Genomic DNA, 16,168 nt, shown 5'->3' on the forward strand with positions numbered 1-16,168 from the left:
CAATTCAAAACCCTTGCCGCCACCCCCTCCCAGCAAAAAACGTCAAGCCCGTTTTCCCCATCAACCGCGATGAACCAAAATTTATTTATCGTCGTAGTGATAACGGCACGCGGCCACATAGATGCAGCCCGCGTCGGGCAGGTACACAAGCCGGTGCTGGCGGTCGATGCGGCGCGACCAGAAACCCGTCAGATCGCCTTTCAGCGGTTCCGGCTTGCCCGTGCCCTTGAAGGGGTCGGCCAGGCATTCATCGAGCAAGTCATTGATTTTTTGCAGGATTTTCAGATCGCTCTCTTGCCAGAACAGATAATCTTCCCAGGCATGGTCGGTCCAGGCCAGCACGGCGCTGCGCGCCTGCTGCTTGTTCTCAGTCTTCCTGTTTTTCATGCTGCGCCAATTCCCTGGGCGTAGCCTTGCCTGCCCTGATCTGCGCCACGGACGCCATCAGGCGGCTGGCATTCTTGGCCGTGCCCAGCAAATACAGGGTTTCCTCGATACTGTTGTAGTCCGACAAGGACAGCATCACCACGTGCTCGCCATTCACGCGCGTGATCACCGTGGGCGTGTGGTCGTTGCAGACGTCGTCCATCACGCTTTTCAGGCCCGCGCGCGCCTCGCTGAAAGTCAGGATATTCATGCCGTGCCACCGCTCCCTTGAAAGTACATGCCAATAATTGTACAGGATGTTGTACATCACCTCCATCAGGCAAAAAAAACCGCCCGGCTAAAGCGGACGGTTTTTGATACAACTCAAGTGCTTAGAAATTCAGCGCCGATTCCACGCCGGCGCTGTGCGCCTGTTCATCCGCGTGGTACGAGCTGCGCACCATGGCGCCGACGGCGGCGTGGGTGAAGCCCATCTTGTACGCTTCTTCCTCGAACATTTTAAACACGTCCGGGTGCACGTAGCGGCGCACGGGCAAGTGGCTGTTCGATGGTGCCAGGTATTGGCCGATGGTCAGCATGTCGATGTCGTGCTCGCGCATGTCGCGCATGACTTGCAGGATTTCCTCGTCCGTCTCGCCCAGGCCCACCATGATGCCGGACTTGGTTTTCACGTCCGGGTACATGGCCTTGAAGTCTTTCAGCAGCTTCAGCGAGTGCATGTAGTCGGAACCGGGGCGCGCTTCCTTGTACAGGCGCGGCGCCGTTTCCAGGTTGTGGTTCATGACGTCAGGCAAGCCATCCTTGAACAACAACAACGCTTTTTCCAGGCGGCCGCGGAAGTCGGGTACCAGCACTTCGATGCGGGTGTTCGGCGACAGGGCGCGCGTTTGCTGGATGCACTCGACGAAGTGGCCGGCGCCGCCGTCGCGCAAGTCATCGCGGTCGACGGAGGTGATGACGACGTAGTTCAAACGCAGCTTGGCGATGGTTTTCGACAAGTTGGCCGGCTCTTCCTTGTCCAGCGGATCCGGACGGCCATGGCCGACGTCGCAGAACGGGCAGCGGCGCGTGCACTTGTCGCCCATGATCATGAAGGTGGCCGTGCCCTTGCCGAAACATTCGCCGATGTTCGGGCAGCTGGCTTCCTCGCAGACGGTGACGAGCTTGTTTTCGCGCAGGATGTCCTTGATTTCATAGAAACGGGTCGAGGCCGAAGCGGCCTTGACGCGGATCCAGTCCGGCTTTTTCAGGCGCTCGACTTGCTCGATCGGAATGATCTTGATCGGGATGCGCGAGGTCTTGCTGGCGCCTTTTTGCTTTTCGCTCGGGTTGTACGCTGGAGCGGCAGTAGCGGCGGGGGCGGTGCTGGAAATGGTCTCAGAAGTCATGGCTGCAAGCCCTTGACGGGCATGTTGGTTTGTTTGCTCAGGCATCCGCTGCCTGAGGCGCGCCTGCGGCGCTGTTTACTTCGCTTACATCGAGTAATACGGTCAATTCCTGGGCCAGGGCCCGCTGCACCTCGGCCAGCGGCGCCACCACGCCCATGCTGCGCATGTCCACCGTCTTCAGACCGGAATAGCCGCAAGGGTTAATCCAGGAAAACGGCGCCAGGTCCATCGCCACGTTGAGCGATACGCCATGGTAGGTGCAGCCGTTGCCGCGCACTTTCAAGCCCAGCGCGGCGATCTTCGCACCCTTGCTTGGCCCGCCGGCAATATAGATGCCAGGCGCGCCATCGATGCGCTCGCCAGCGAGATTATACGCCGCCAGCACGTTGATGATGGCTTGCTCGATTTTATGCACGAACTGGCGCGCATACAGCTTGCCGCCCGGCTTGTTGCGGCGCAAGTCCATCAGCAGGTAAATCACCACTTGGCCAGGACCGTGGAACGTCACTTCGCCGCCCCGGTCCGTTTGCACCACGGGCACGTTTTCCGCGCCGGCCAGCAAATGGCCGCGGTCGGCCGCCAGGCCCAACGTAAATACGGGCGGATGCTCGACGATCCACAGTTCGTCGCGCGTGTCCGTCGTGCGCGCGTCGGTAAAGGCGCGCATGGCGGCAAAGGTCGGCTCGTAATCGACGCGGCCCAGCTCGCGGATCAGCGCCGTTTCGGTGCGGGTGGTGGTCATGACAGATTCTGTAATCAGCTGCCGGCGCCCTGCGGACGCTGCGGCGAAGCCGTGATTATAAGCCAGGCCGCCGTTTCATTCCGGGGCGGACTCTGGCAACAGCAGCAATCTGCCCAATTTTTGTGCAGCATGGCGTATCTGGGCCGCATTCAGGGCCGTGTAGCCAAGCAGCACGGCCGGCGCCAATTTTGCGCTGTGGCAAAAGTCGCCGAGCGGCTGCAGCGCCAGCCCGTCTTGCGCGGCGCGCGCGCAAAACGCCCGCTCGTCGCTGTCCGGCGGCAGCCACAGCACGCAATGAAAGCCCGCCTGCTGGCCGGAAATGGTGTAGCGCCCGGGCGCGGCCTGCTCGAGGCAGGCCAGCAGCAGGTCGCGCCGCTCCTTGTAGGCCAGGCGCGCCTGGCGCAAATGGCGCACGAAGGCGCCATCCTCCATCCAGGCGGCCAGCGCCAGCTGCTCCGTCACGCCCACGGACCTGCCCGTCAACTGCAGCATGCGCAGCAACTGCGGGCGCAAGGCGGGCGGCAGCACCATGAAACCCACGCGCAGGCCGGCAAACAGGGTCTTGTTGAAACTGCCACAGTAAATCACGCGCTGGTACTGGTCCAGCGCCTTCAGGGCCGCCAGCGGCGCGCTCTGATAATTGAATTCGCTGTCGTAATCGTCTTCCACCACCCAGGCGCCGCTGTCGTTCGCCCACTCCAATAACGCCAGGCGGCGCGTGACGGACATGGTCACGCCCAGCGGCGACTGGTGCGCCGGCGTCACGTACGCGAGGCGGGCGTCGGCGTGCGCGGCCAGCGCGGCGCAATCGATGCCCTCGGCGTCGACGGCAATGTCGACCGGCACGGCGCCAGCGAGAGCGAACAGGGCGCGCGCGGCCGGGTAGCCAGGTTCTTCCAGGCAGACTTTATCGCCATCGCGCACGATGTTGCGCGCCAGCAAGTCGATCGCGTGGCGGATGCCGGTCGTGACGACGATGTCTTGCGGGTCGCAGCGGATGCCGCGGTACTTGGCGAGGAAGTCGGCGATCTGCTGGCGCAACTGGGGCAGGCCGGCCGGATCGGCGCTGCACAGCTGCTCCGGCGTGGCGTCGGCCAGCGCCCGCGTGGCGCACTTGGACCAGGCCGCCATGGGAAACAGGCTGGCATCGGCGCGCCGCGCAACAAACGGCAAGCCGTCGCGCACGCCCGTATCGGACACGGGAACGGGCTCGGAAAACGGCCCGACCGGGATGGCATCCGCCAATCCTGCCATCAAAAAGCGTTCCGGCACGACGGCGCACACGCGCGTGCCGGAACCGGGCACGCGCGTCACGTAGGCTTCCGCGTGCAGGCGGTCAAACACGGTTTCGATGGTGCCCCGCGACAACTCCCACCGTTCCGCCAGAGTGCGGCTGGATGGCAAACGGCTGCCCGCCGGCAGCATCTTCGTCAGGATGGCCGAGCGCAGCGCTTCATACGCGCCATCCTGCTTGTTGACGCCCGCCTTGTCGAGCCAGCTGGTGGGACGAGGCAAGTCCAGGGCGTGCGGTGATTTTCCTCGCGGCATGATGATCGTCCAAGTGGTCCAATGAGTTTTCTGATGACTGGCACTTCGCATTACACCACAAACATCCTACTCTCACCGTTCTGGTGCGTCTGCCATCTCTTGCATACCGAAAAACATGAATCAACGAACAACACTTTCCCTGTGGGCCTGGGGCGCCATCGTTCTGCTGCTGGTCTGCCTGTCGCGCATCAGCATCGACATTTATCTGCCGTCGCTGCCGGCCATGGCCGATGCCCTGCATGCCAGCGATGCCCAGTTGCAACTGACCCTGAGCCTGTTCATGGCCGGCTCGGCCGCCTCGATGCTCGCTTGCGGGCCGCTGGCCGACCGCTACGGACGCCGCCCCGTGCTGCTGGCCGGCACGGCCATTTATGTGCTCGCCAGCATTGTCTGCAGCGTGACTTCCGACGTGCACGTGCTGATCGCCGCGCGCGTGCTGCAGGCGTTCGGCGGCTGCAGCGGCACCATCATCGGCCGGGTCATGGTACGGGACCGGTTTGACGCCGCCACGCAGGCGCGCATGCTGGGGAAAATATCGATGGTGATGGGTTTGTCGCCTATCCTCGCGCCGCTGGCCGGCAGCGTACTCGACGCGGCGTTCGGCTGGCGCGCCGTGTTTGGCGTGCTGTGCCTGCTGGGCGCGCTGTCGCTGGGGCTGATCGCCGCGTACGTGCCGGAAACCAAGCCCGCCAGCGTCGTGCCACAAAGAAACACCCTGGCGCTGTACCGCCGCCTGCTGGGCGACCGGTATTTCCTGCGCTATGCGCTGGCCATCGGCTGCGTGTATTGCACGTATTTCCCGTTCATCGCGGAATCGTCCGTACTGTTGCAAAGGGGCATGCACCTGTCGCCGCACTCGTATGCGCTGGTGTTCGCGCTGACGGTCAGCGGCTATATCGCGGGATCGAGCCTGTTTCGCGCGCTGGGACCGCGTCTGGGCGCCGATTACATGCTGGGCGTGGCGGTGCTGCTCAATGTGGCGGGCGCGGCCAGCCTGTTGCTGGCGGGGACGTTGGCGCCGCGGCACGTGGCGTCGCTGGTGGCGCCGATGCTGCTGGTGATGGTGTCGGTGGGCATGGCGATTCCAGCCTGCCAGCTGGCCGTGCTGCAGCCGTATGGCGACCAGGCGGGCAGCGCCTCGGGCCTGTTCTTCTTCGTGCAGATGGCCATTACGGCCGCCTGCGGCGCCGTCATCGCCGCCATCACGGACGGCAGCGAAAAGCCGCTGCTGTGGGTGACGGCGGCGGCGAGTAGCGCCTTTGCCGCCGTCTGGCTGCTCACGAAGAGCCGGGCCAGCGTGGCGGCAGCCAGCCTTACATGACGATCTTGACCATCGGGTGGCCCGACAGCGCCATGTACAGGGCGTCGAGCTGCTCGCGGCTGATGGCGCGCACGGTGACGGTCAGGCCCGTGTAATTGCCCTTGCCCGAAGGACGCTCTTCCATGCGGCCCGCGTGGAAGGTCGGATCGTGGCTGATCACCAGCTCCAGCATGGTCGGCGCGAAGTCGACATGCGTCGGGCCCATGATCTTGATGGGGAAGTCGCTCGGGTATTCGATCAGCGACTCGCTGGGAGGAATAATGTGTTCGCTGGGAGGGGTGGTTTGCATGGGAATTCCAATCAGTGCCGGTCAGTGCCAAAGGCGTATTGTAGCCAACTTTGGCAGCGCCTGCGCCCCTTGCCACGGCGCCAGGGGCGCGGAAAAAAAAAGCCAGCTTTGTAAGCTGGCGAAAACTATTTCGTTTGGACAAAATAGCCGGAAAATCGGTGCTGTCAGCCGTGAAGGCATTGCGCTGTCTTGCAATGACGTCACTGTAGACAAAACACCGCGACTTGACCGCTGAAATGTGACGAACTGTCGGTTTGGCGGCTTGAACGTCGATAATCCATGACCGGACGGACAGACGGCCAGCGCCAGCGGCCCGTTCAGCGTTCCATTTCCTGCATCCGGCCAGCGCGACCGGGCGCGCCGCGTTCAATGTGGCGCTCACGCGGCGGATTGGCGCGCTCGGCGCGGGGCCGCTGCTCGCCACGCCAGGCGGGGTGCGCCACCGGGTCTTGCACAGGTGGCAAAGCCGGCATCACCGGCATCAGGGGCTGTTGCGGCTGTTGCGGCCGCGGTGGCTGTACCGGCACGGGCGGGCGGTTCGGCTGCATGGGCGACGGCGCCATCTGCGTCTGGCCATCGTCCGTCTGCAGGCGACCGGGGCGGTTGGCCCTGTCGCGGCGAAAACCATCTTGCTGGCGCGGCGCCTCAGGGGGACGCTGCCAGTTGCCGGCCGGCGCAGGCGGCGTGCTCAAGGGCATGCTTTGCAGCACGGGGGCCGGCATGATGGTGCGGTTGCGGTGTTCGCGTTCGCCCGCCACGGGACGGCGCCCCTCGGCCCCGCGGTTGATGCGGCGTTCATAGTCCGCGCTGGTGCGGTAGCCGGGCACGTAGCGCTCGTGCGGCGACAGGGGGAACCAGCCGGCGCCGGGGCGCTGGCCGCGATTCATCGCGTGATTTCCGCCAACCCAGCCCACCAGCGCCGGCGCCCAGGGCACGCGGCCGCGCTCGCGGCCCGGCGCCCAGCCCCAGCGCTGACCCAGCCGTACCCAGCGGCCGTAGTGTGACGGCGCATAGCCCCACGGTGCATTGTCGACCCAGGTCCAGCCCCACGGCGCGATCCACGTCCAGCGCCCGTCGCTATACGGCGCCCAGCCGGCCGGCACTGCGCTGGGCAGCCACAGGGGACCGTATTGCGCATCTTCCTGCCAGGCGCCATAGCGGTCCAGCTCTTCATAGCCGGTCGTATCGTCCGTGACATAGCGCAAGGCCGGCGCGGCGGCGGGCAAGGCTTCGGGCCAGTTGTCGAAGGCGACCCGCTGTACGGCGCCCGTGCGCAATTCCTCGTCCGTCAGTTCGGCGCGCTGGCCGGCACGCAAGGTCACGCTGCCCGTCGCGCCATCCACGTCGGCCGCCCCGTCGAGCACGCTGACGACGCTGGCGCCGCTCTGGCGCCCCGCCTCAATGCGCACCCAGCCCGGCTGGGTCAGGATCACACGGGCCTGGGCCGTGGTCAGCTCGAAGCCGCGCAGCGCGTCGGGATTACGCACGCGCACGCTGACCGCGCCATAACTGAGGTGCAATTTGAAACTGTCGTCATCGAGCTCGCTCACTTCCAGCTCGGAATCGCCATCGAGACGCACGGCGGCCGCGCCCACGCGAAACTCCGCCAGCGCGCCGCGCATGGTGCTCAAGCGGTTATCCGTCGTGACGGGCCAGTTCAGCAGGGCGTTTTGCGCCTCGCCATCGCCGGCGCGTACCAGCACCTGCCCTTCGACGGTGGAAATACGGCCCACGCGGGCGGGCGGGTCTTGCGCCAGGGCAAGCGTACATGCCGACGACAACAGTACGGCGCAGATGGTTTTCAGCAGGGGCAGGGTCGGACGCATGGCGCGCTCCAGGCAGGACGCAGATGAAAGGAAGACAACATGCCGATTACAGTCCTATCGGACAAGTACCGCAAGCGGGCTTACAAATGTTTGCATGTTGATCTGGCTCACGCCGCCGCCTGGCCGCCGCGCTTGACGAAGAACAGGGCGGCGCCGACGGCCATCAGCAAGCCGCCAAAGAAGCGGTTCTGCTTTTTCACGGCGCTGGCATCGCGGAAAAAACGCTGCATCGACGAGGCCAGGAAGGCGTAGCTGTGCATGACGATCTGGTCGATCGTGCACATGGTGACGGCCAGGATCAGCAATTGCGGCAGCAGCGGCGCAGCAGGGCTGATGAACTGCGGCAACACCGCCACCATGAAGATGATGCCTTTCGGATTCGTCACATTGGTCAGAAACCCCGTCAGCACGCGCCGGCGCCAGGACGGCACCATGGCATCGGCATGCAGGTCGCCCGTGAGGTTGCCCGTGACGGCCACCTTGGCGCGCCACTGCGACAGGCCCAGGTAGATCAGGTACAAGGCGCCCACCGTCTTGACGATATTGAAGGCCACTTCCGAGGCCAGCAGCAAGGAGCCCACGCCGGCACCGGCGATGCCCAGCACCACCAGCAGCCCCAGCTGCAGGCCGATAATCGTGGCGCTGGCCTTCTTCACCCCGTACGACAGGCCGTGCGACATCGACAGCACGGCGCCCGAGCCGGGCGAGACGGCGATGATGGAGGCGGCGATGACAAAGGTGATCCAGGTGGCGAAGTGCATGCGGTTTCCAAAAAAAGGGGGGCGATGAGCAATTTTAACCCGCTCAGTGCGGCCCTGCCGGCCCGCCCTGGGGTAAGATCGCAGTCATCCCTTGCCGTACAACCAAGAATAACATCATGAAAAACAACACTTTCCTCGCTTCACGATTCCCTGCCACCAAAGCGGGAGCGCGCTGAGATGGCCGGCTCCAGCCTGCTGGCCCTGCTCGACGACATCGCCAGCATCCTCGATGACGTTTCCCTGATGACCAAGGTTGCCGCCAAGAAGACGGCCGGCGTGCTTGGCGACGACCTGGCCCTGAACGCGCAGCAAGTGGCCGGCGTGCGCGCCGAGCGCGAACTGCCCGTCGTGTGGGCCGTCGCCGTCGGTTCGCTGAAGAACAAGGCCATCCTCGTGCCCGCCGCGCTGGCCATCAGCGCGTTTGCGCCGTGGGCCATCACGCCGCTCTTGATGGTGGGCGGCGCCTACCTGTGCTTCGAAGGTTTTGAGAAGATCGCGCATAAATACCTGCACCCGGACGACAGCCACAAGGCCGAGCTGGCGCAGGCGCTGCGCGACCCGCAGGTCGACCTCGTCGCGCTGGAAAAGGACAAGATCAAGGGCGCCATCCGCACCGACTTCATTTTATCGGCGGAAATCATCGTCATCGCGCTGGGCACGGTGGCCGCGGCCACCTTCGCCGAGCAGGTGGCCGTCGTCGTCGGCATCGCCCTCATCATGACGGTGGGCGTGTACGGCCTGGTGGCCGGTATCGTCAAGCTCGACGACGCGGGCTTTTATCTGGCGGCGCGCAAGGGCGCGGGCGCGCTGATGGATGGCGTGCGCGGCTTTGGCCGCATGCTCGTGTCGGCGGCGCCGAAACTGATGAAATTTCTCTCCGTCGTGGGCACCCTGGCCATGTTCATGGTCGGCGGCGGCATTCTGACGCATGGCTGGCCGTGGGCCAGCGGCATGCTGCACCATGCGGAAGAAGCGGTGGCCGGCGTGGCCGGCATCGGCCCCGTGCTGGCCGCCGTCACGCCCAGCCTGATCAACGCAGTGGCCGGCCTCATCGCCGGCGGCCTGGTGCTGGCCGGCGTCACGGCCGTGTCAGCTTTATTGCGCCAGATCAAATCGAGCAAATAAACTTTCTGGTCTGATGGGGCGGCAGGCGCATCCGTGCCTGCCGCCCCGGCCATGCCGGCGGCGCCTGCCTGCCCATGGAGACCCTATGCATTCTTCCCCCGCCCCACGCCCCAGCAGCGCCTTTATCGGCGCCTCCTGGGCGGCACTGCTGATCGGCGTCATCACCTATCTGTCAGGCCTGTGGAACGCCAGCATGCCGCTCAACGAGAAGGGTTATTACTTCACGATCCTCATGTATGGCCTGTTCGCCGCCATCTCGCTGCAAAAATCCGTGCGCGACCGTGCCGAGGGCATCGCCGTGACAGGGATTTACTTTGGCCTGTGCTGGATTTCCGTGCTGCTGGCCTTGCTGCTGCTGACGGTCGGCCTGTGGAACGCCACCCTGCAAAACAGCGAGAAGGGTTTCTATGCCATGGCATTCCTGCTCAGTCTGTTCGCCGCCGTGGCCGTGCAAAAGAATGTGCGCGACGTGGCACGTGCCTCGGCCGCCACGCCCGCCGAAATACCGGGAACTTAAATAGCAGCAGCGCATCTATCCCTGTATCCGTGCAGGGAGAAGACGATGAGCGACCAGCAAAAACGTTTGCAGATGGCACTGGAAGCGGCGCATATGGCGATCTGGGATTCGCGCATCGTCGACGGCCAGGTGATCGACGGCACGGTCAGCTGGTCGGCCAGGGGCGCCACCTTGCTGGGCCTGGAAGAGCGCCCGCTGACGCAACCATTTCGCAGCTTTCTCGACTGCGTGCACGCCGACGACCGCGACAAGGTGCTCGGTGTGTTGCAGGACGGCGTGCGCCGGCGCGGCGGCTACGACGTGCAATACCGCGTCATCTGGCCCGATGGCAGCGAACACTGGCTGGCGGCCAAGGCGCACATCTTTACGGATGCCGCCGGGCATCCCGACCGCACCCTGGGCATCATCTGGGATATCACCGAGCACATGTTGCGTGAACTGATGATCGCCGAGAGCAAGGAGCTGGCCGAAGTGACGCTCAGCTCCATCGGCGACGGCGTCATCACCACCGATCCGTTCGGCAAGACCCGCTACCTGAACCGGGTGGCCGAACAATTGACGGGCTGGAGCAACGAGCTGGCCCAGGGCATGGACATCTGGGAAACCCTGAACCTCGTCGATGAACACACGGGTGCGCCGCTCGACCACGTGGCCCTCAAGTGCTTGCGCCAGCGCCAGGCCATCGGCATTTCCACGCATGCGCAGCTGGTCACACGCGACGGGCGGCGCATCGCCGTGGAAGACTCGGCCGCGCCCATCTGGGCGCGCAATGGCGACATCCTCGGCGCCGTCGTCGTGTTCCGCGACGTCAGCCACGAGCGCAAGCTGAGCCAGCAACTGTCGTGGCACGCCACGCACGACACCCTGACGGGTCTGATCAACCGGCGCGAATTCGAGCATCTGGTCGCTGGCGCCCTGCACACAGCCAAGGAAGAAGGCCATGTGCATGCGCTGCTGTACCTGGATCTGGATCAGTTCAAGGTCATCAACGATACCTGCGGCCATGGCGCCGGCGACGTGCTGCTGCAGTTGCTGGCGAAAATGCTGCAGGCCCAAATGCGCGACAGCGACATCCTGGCGCGCCTCGGCGGCGACGAACTGGGCGTGCTGCTGCCGCACTGTCCGCTCGATCACGCGCGCGTCATCGGCGAACAGCTGCGCCAGTCCATCCGCGATTTCCGTTTCGCCTGGGATAGCCGCAGTTTTGAGCTGGGCGTGAGCATCGGCATGGTCGAAATCAGCCAGGACAGCAAGTCCATGAGCGAGCTGCTGAGCGCGGCCGACCAGGCCTGCTACCTGGCCAAGGAGCAAGGCCGCAACCGCATCCACGTCTACCAGGAGTCCGACGTCATGCTGGCGCAGCGGCATGGCGAAATGCTGTGGATTTCACGCCTGAACGAAGCGTTCGCGCACGATTATTTCCGCCTGTACGCCATGCCCATCGTGCACCTGCACGACAGCCGGGAACACCACGACGAAGTGCTGATCCGCATTCGCAACGGCCAGGGCGACCTGATCTTGCCGGGCGCCTTTATCCCCGCCGCCGAACGCTACGACATGATGCTGTCCATCGACCGCTGGGTCATCCGCGCCGTCTGCGCGCATATCGAAAGCGTGCGCGACAGCCTGCCGCCGCTCGAAGCGATGGCGGAAAGCCGGCGCCGCGCACCGGCCCTGTATTCCGTCAACCTGTCGGGCATGTCGCTGGCCGATGCCGGCTTGCACGATTACATCACCGAGCAGTTCGTGCAGTTCGCCATCGCGCCCGAACAAATCTGCTTTGAAATCACGGAAACGGCCGTCATCGCCAACCTGCCCAAGGCGCAAGTGTTCATGCGCCAGCTCAAGGCCATGGGTTGCCGCTTCTCGCTCGACGACTTCGGCAGCGGCTTTTCCTCGTTCGGCTACCTGAAGGCGCTGCCCGTCGATTACCTGAAGATCGACGGTGTCTTCGTGCGCGACATCGCCAGCAACGCCATCAACCGCGCCATGGTCAAGGCCATCAATGAAGTGGGCCACGTGATGGGCTTGAAAACGGTGGCCGAATACGTGGAAGACGATGCCACCCTGGCCGTCATCCGCGAACTGGGCATCGACTACGCGCAAGGCTACGCCGTGGGCAGCCTGCGTCCGCTGACGGCGGGCGTGGATTAGCCCCCGTCGGCAACCAGTAACTTTAAAACAATGCCGCATTGCTATCGCTAAATGCGTGCAAGCACGACCAATCTGGAGGATTTTGATCTACATCAATAAATTTGCGCAGGCGACTCCTTACACTGATCTCCATTCTTGCAATCGTGCAAGTCTTACTCACCAATTGCCTATTTAACTGATCAGGAAGCCGCGACCATGCGACAAAATTTGCCAGTGACTAACCGTGAAGTCCTCGTCCTGGACGATCAGGCCATCGTGTCGAAAACGGATATGAACGGCAATATCGTCTATGTGAACCCGTACTTCAGCCAGGTCAGCGGCTTCAGCGAAGCCGAGCTGCTCGGTTCGCCCCAGAACATCGTGCGCCACCCGGACATGCCGGCCGAAGCATTTGCCGACCTGTGGGCCTCGATCCAGGCCGGCACGCCGTGGACGGGCCTGGTCAAGAACCGCTGCAAGAACGGCGACTTTTACTGGGTGCGCGCCAACGTCACGCCGATCCGCGAAGCGGGCAAGACCATCGGCTATATGTCGGTGCGCGTCAAGGCGGACAAGGAGCAGGTCAAGGCGGCCGAGGAAGCCTATGCGGCCATCCGCAACAAGGAAGGCGGCAACATCGTCATCAAGAACGGGCAGATCGTGCGCCCGGGCGTGGCGCACCTGCTGCACAAGCTGACGCACATGTCGCTCAACCTGCGCATCTGGGCCGCCACGTCCATCGTCAACTGTCTGCAACTGCTGGTGTGCGTCATCAGCCTGTTCGCCAGCGGCGGCAAGATCACCAATTACGCCATCTTCGGCGCCACCCTGTTCGGCTTCCTGATCAACGTTTTCCTCTGGTACACCTTGCGCATGTCCGTGCTGAAACCGCTGGGCAAGGCCCTGAACGGCGCGCGGGCGATTGCCGCCGGCGACCTGTCGGGCAGTTTTGAAACGGACAGCACGGATGAAATGGGGCAATTGCTGCGCGCGCTGCAACAGATGAACAGCAACCTGATCGCCACCATCCGCGACGTGCGCATCAACGTGGAAACCATGGCCGTGGCCACCAGGCAGATCGCCGTCGGCAATATGGACTTGTCCGGCCGCACGGAATCGCAGGCGGCCAGCCTGGAAGAGACGGCCTCGAGCATCGAGGAATTCTCGTCGACCGTGAAACAGAACGCGGACAATTCCGTGCAGGCGAATGAACTGGCCGTGGCCGCCTCGAAAGTGGCCGTGCAGGGCGGCGAGATCGTCTCCGAAGTGATCACCACCATGGACGACATCAACACTTCGTCGAAGAAAATCGTCGACATCATCGGCCTGATCGAAGGCATCGCCTTCCAGACCAACATCCTGGCCCTGAACGCGGCCGTGGAAGCGGCGCGCGCCGGCGAGCAGGGCAGGGGGTTTGCCGTCGTGGCGGGCGAGGTGCGCAACCTGGCGCAGCGCTCGTCGGTGGCAGCCAAGGACATCAAGCAACTGATTGAAATTTCCGTCGGCAAGGTGGGCGCCGGCATGCTGCAGGTGAACCGCGCCGGCGCCACCATGGAGCAGGTGGTCAGCTCCGTCAAGCAGGTGACGGCCATCATGCAGGAAATTTCCATCGCTTCGCGCGAACAGAGCATCGGCGTCGACCAGGTCAACCAGGCCATCGCCCACATGGACCAGGTGACGCAGCAGAACGCGGCCCTGGTGGAAGAAGCCGCCGCCGCCGCCACGCGCCTGGCGGAAGAAGCGGCCAGCCTGTCGCAAGCCGTGAGCCTGTTCAATTTCGGCAAGATGCCGCCACCGCGCCGCGTCGCCATGCCTGGCGGCAAATCGGGTGCCGCAGGCGCCGCGAACGCCGGCAAACCCGCCATGAAACGCCTGGCCGCCTAAACCTTTCAAGACTTCATACACATCATGCCTACACTACTCAGCAGTGCTTCCGCCGACCTGGACGCCGTCGTCGAATTCGACCCGGTCATCATCGGCAAGATGAGCCAGTCCGGCCCGCGCTACACGTCCTACCCGACCGCCGACCGTTTCAATGCCGACTTTGGCTATGGCAACTTCCTCGAAGCGCTGGCCGCCCTGCGCATGCGCGGCGGCCGCCGTCCGCTGTCGCTGTACGTGCACGTGCCGTTCTGCGATACCCTGTGCTACTACTGCGCCTGCAACAAGATCATCACGAAAGACCGCAGCAAGGCCGCCACCTATCTCAGCTATTTAAAGCAGGAAATCGCCATGCAGGGCAAGCTGTTTGCCGGCATGAACCAGATCGAGCAATTGCACTTCGGCGGCGGCACGCCGACTTACCTGAGCGAAAAGCAGATGGACGAACTGATGGCGCATTTGCGCCAGCATTTCGAGTTCGCTTCCGATGAAGACGGCGAATATTCGATCGAGATCGACCCGCGCACCGTCTCGCGCGAGCGCGTGTTCTCGCTGCGCGCGCAAGGTTTTAACCGCATCAGCCTGGGCGTGCAGGATTTCGACGCCGACGTGCAAAAAGCCGTCAACCGCATCCAGCCGGAAGCGGAAACGGTGGCCATCATGCAGGCGGCGCGCGACGCCGGTTTCCGCTCGATCAGCATCGACCTGATCTATGGCTTGCCGAAGCAAAACCTGGAAACGATGACGGAAACCCTGCGCAAGGTGATCAACGCCAGCCCGGACCGCATCGCCCTGTACCATTACGCGCACATGCCGCATCTGTTCAAGCCGCAGCGCCGCATCCTCGACGCCGACATGCCCGACAGCGCCACCAAGCTGGCCATGCTGGGCCTGTGCATCGCGCGCCTGACGGCCGCCGGCTATGTCTACATCGGCATGGATCATTTCGCCAAGCCGACGGACGACCTGGCCGTGGCGCAGCGCCAGGGCCGTTTGCACCGCAACTTCCAGGGATACTCGACGCGCGCGGAGGCGGACTTGATCGCCTGCGGCGTGTCGGCCATCAGCTCCGTCGGCGCCGTCTACAGCCAGAACGAGAAGACGCTCGACGCGTACTATGAAAAACTCGACGAAGGCGTGCTGCCGATCGCACGCGGCATCAAGCTCGACACGGACGATTTGTTGCGCCGTATCATCATCCAGATGCTGATGTGCAATTTCGAACTGTCGATCGCCAGCATCGAGCAAGCGCACCCCGTCACCTTCCGCAGCTATTTCGCCGCCGAACTGGAGAAGCTGCGCGAACTGGCGCGCGACGGCTTGCTCGTCATCGAGGAAGACTGGCTGACGGTCACGCCGAAAGGGCGCTTGTTGATACGCAATATCTGCATGGTCTTCGACCGCTACCTGACCCTGGCGCGCGCCAACACGGCGCCGGACGCGGTGCAGCCGCTGCGCTACTCGAAAACGGTGTAACACCGCCCGATGAACGCCCTCAGCCTCGTGCCCATGTTTCTGGTCGGCCTGGCCGGCAGCGTGCACTGCATCGGCATGTGCGGCGGCATCGTCGGCGCCTTGTCGCTGGGCGGCGGCGCACCGGCCCCAACACGGCCCGTGATCGCCATCGCCGTGGCACGGCCTGCAGTGCAATCGAACGTGCTGCGCGTGCTGGCCTACAACGGCGGGCGCATAGTCAGCTACATGCTGGCCGGCGCCATGGCCGGCAGCCTGGCGGGCGCGGGCATGCTGCACCTGGCGTCCCTGCAAGTGGCCGGCTACTGGCTGGCCAACCTGATGCTCGTTGCTTTGGGCCTGTACCTGATGGATGCCTGGCGCGGCCTGGCCCATCTGGAGGCGGCCGGCAACGTCGTCTGGCGCCGCGTGCGTCCCCTGCTGAAACCGCTGATGCCGATGGATACGCCGTTGAAAGCGCTGGCCGTGGGCGGGCTGTGGGGCTGGGTGCCGTGCGGCATGGTCTACAGCGCGCTGCTGACGGCCATGATACAAGGCTCGGCCCTGAACGGCGCGGCCACGATGGCCGCCTTCGGCCTGGGCACCTTGCCCACCCTGCTGGGCATGGGTTTACTGGGTACGCGGCTGCGCGCGCAGATGCAGCGCCGTCCCGTGCGCATCGCCAGCGGCTTGCTGGTGCTGGGCTTTGGCTTGCTGGGCCTGCTGCGCGCCGCGAATGGCGTCTCGCTGGGCTGGCTCGACGCCCTGTGCGTCACGGGCCATCCATGAAAAGACGCA

The 16,168-nt window shown here is 64.2% G+C and carries 15 protein-coding genes; 7 read left to right on the plus strand and 8 right to left on the minus strand.

The window, feature by feature from the left end; all coding sequences use genetic code 11:
• Positions 1–81: 81 nt before the first annotated feature.
• The 5 genes from HWE17_RS03190 to HWE17_RS03210 all read right to left on the minus strand — a co-directional run bounded on the left by HWE17_RS03190 (position 82) and on the right by HWE17_RS03210 (position 4,065).
• Positions 82–387: a Txe/YoeB family addiction module toxin gene (locus tag HWE17_RS03190; RefSeq protein ID WP_099377619.1), complete on the minus strand. Its 306-nt coding sequence runs from the start codon at positions 385–387 to the stop codon at positions 82–84.
• Positions 368–637 carry a type II toxin-antitoxin system Phd/YefM family antitoxin gene (locus HWE17_RS03195; RefSeq protein WP_100874988.1) on the minus strand — a complete coding sequence of 90 codons (270 nt, stop codon included), beginning with the start codon at positions 635–637 and terminating at the stop codon, positions 368–370. Before HWE17_RS03195 ends, HWE17_RS03190 begins: the two co-directional genes overlap by 20 nt.
• A 121-nt stretch (positions 638–758) precedes the next feature.
• On the minus strand, positions 759–1,775 hold the full coding sequence (gene lipA, locus HWE17_RS03200; protein WP_035823261.1) for a lipoyl synthase: 1,017 nt from the start codon (positions 1,773–1,775) through the stop codon (positions 759–761).
• 37 nt (positions 1,776–1,812) lie between these two features.
• Positions 1,813–2,517, minus strand: a complete 705-nt coding sequence (gene lipB / locus HWE17_RS03205) for a lipoyl(octanoyl) transferase LipB (protein WP_076564619.1) — start codon at positions 2,515–2,517, stop codon at positions 1,813–1,815.
• A gap of 75 nt (positions 2,518–2,592) precedes the next feature.
• Positions 2,593–4,065 carry a PLP-dependent aminotransferase family protein gene (locus HWE17_RS03210; protein WP_176387795.1) on the minus strand — a complete coding sequence of 491 codons (1,473 nt, stop codon included), beginning with the start codon at positions 4,063–4,065 and terminating at the stop codon, positions 2,593–2,595.
• Positions 4,066–4,180: 115 nt separating this feature from the next.
• Between HWE17_RS03210 and HWE17_RS03215 the strand changes: the two genes are divergently transcribed.
• Positions 4,181–5,386: a multidrug effflux MFS transporter gene (locus HWE17_RS03215; RefSeq protein ID WP_176387796.1), complete on the plus strand. Its 1,206-nt coding sequence runs from the start codon at positions 4,181–4,183 to the stop codon at positions 5,384–5,386.
• Here HWE17_RS03215 and HWE17_RS03220 read toward each other — a convergent pair.
• From HWE17_RS03220 to HWE17_RS03230, 3 genes are all read right to left on the minus strand, one after another.
• Entirely contained in the window at positions 5,379–5,675 is a 297-nt protein-coding gene (locus HWE17_RS03220) for a DUF493 family protein (protein ID WP_099403898.1), read from the minus strand. The two genes, HWE17_RS03215 and HWE17_RS03220, sit on opposite strands and share 8 nt — an antisense overlap.
• Before the next feature lie 317 nt (positions 5,676–5,992).
• Complete coding sequence (locus tag HWE17_RS03225; protein WP_176387797.1) at positions 5,993–7,501, minus strand: DUF6600 domain-containing protein; 1,509 nt, start codon at positions 7,499–7,501, stop codon at positions 5,993–5,995.
• 107 nt (positions 7,502–7,608) lie between these two features.
• Positions 7,609–8,262: a LysE family transporter gene (locus HWE17_RS03230; protein WP_035823273.1), complete on the minus strand. Its 654-nt coding sequence runs from the start codon at positions 8,260–8,262 to the stop codon at positions 7,609–7,611.
• Positions 8,263–8,439: 177 nt separating this feature from the next.
• Between HWE17_RS03230 and HWE17_RS03235 the strand changes: the two genes are divergently transcribed.
• From HWE17_RS03235 to HWE17_RS03260, 6 genes are all read left to right on the plus strand, one after another.
• Complete coding sequence (locus HWE17_RS03235; RefSeq protein ID WP_176387798.1) at positions 8,440–9,387, plus strand: DUF808 domain-containing protein; 948 nt, start codon at positions 8,440–8,442, stop codon at positions 9,385–9,387.
• An 85-nt stretch (positions 9,388–9,472) separates the two neighbouring features.
• Complete coding sequence (gene yiaA / locus HWE17_RS03240) at positions 9,473–9,904, plus strand: inner membrane protein YiaA (RefSeq protein ID WP_176387799.1); 432 nt, start codon at positions 9,473–9,475, stop codon at positions 9,902–9,904.
• A 45-nt stretch (positions 9,905–9,949) separates the two neighbouring features.
• Positions 9,950–12,058 carry an EAL domain-containing protein gene (locus tag HWE17_RS03245; RefSeq protein WP_176387800.1) on the plus strand — a complete coding sequence of 703 codons (2,109 nt, stop codon included), beginning with the start codon at positions 9,950–9,952 and terminating at the stop codon, positions 12,056–12,058.
• 195 nt (positions 12,059–12,253) lie between these two features.
• A complete protein-coding gene (locus HWE17_RS03250) occupies positions 12,254–13,921 on the plus strand; it encodes a PAS domain-containing methyl-accepting chemotaxis protein (protein ID WP_176387801.1) in 1,668 nt (555 codons plus the stop codon).
• A 24-nt stretch (positions 13,922–13,945) separates the two neighbouring features.
• Positions 13,946–15,394: an oxygen-independent coproporphyrinogen III oxidase gene (gene hemN, locus HWE17_RS03255; protein ID WP_035823283.1), complete on the plus strand. Its 1,449-nt coding sequence runs from the start codon at positions 13,946–13,948 to the stop codon at positions 15,392–15,394.
• A 9-nt stretch (positions 15,395–15,403) separates the two neighbouring features.
• Positions 15,404–16,159, plus strand: coding sequence for a sulfite exporter TauE/SafE family protein (locus HWE17_RS03260; protein WP_176387802.1), 756 nt, complete (start codon positions 15,404–15,406; stop codon positions 16,157–16,159).
• Positions 16,160–16,168 lie beyond the last annotated feature (9 nt).

Source organism: Janthinobacterium sp. BJB401, assembly GCF_013372745.1.
Lineage (GTDB): Bacteria > Pseudomonadota > Gammaproteobacteria > Burkholderiales > Burkholderiaceae_D > Janthinobacterium > Janthinobacterium rivuli.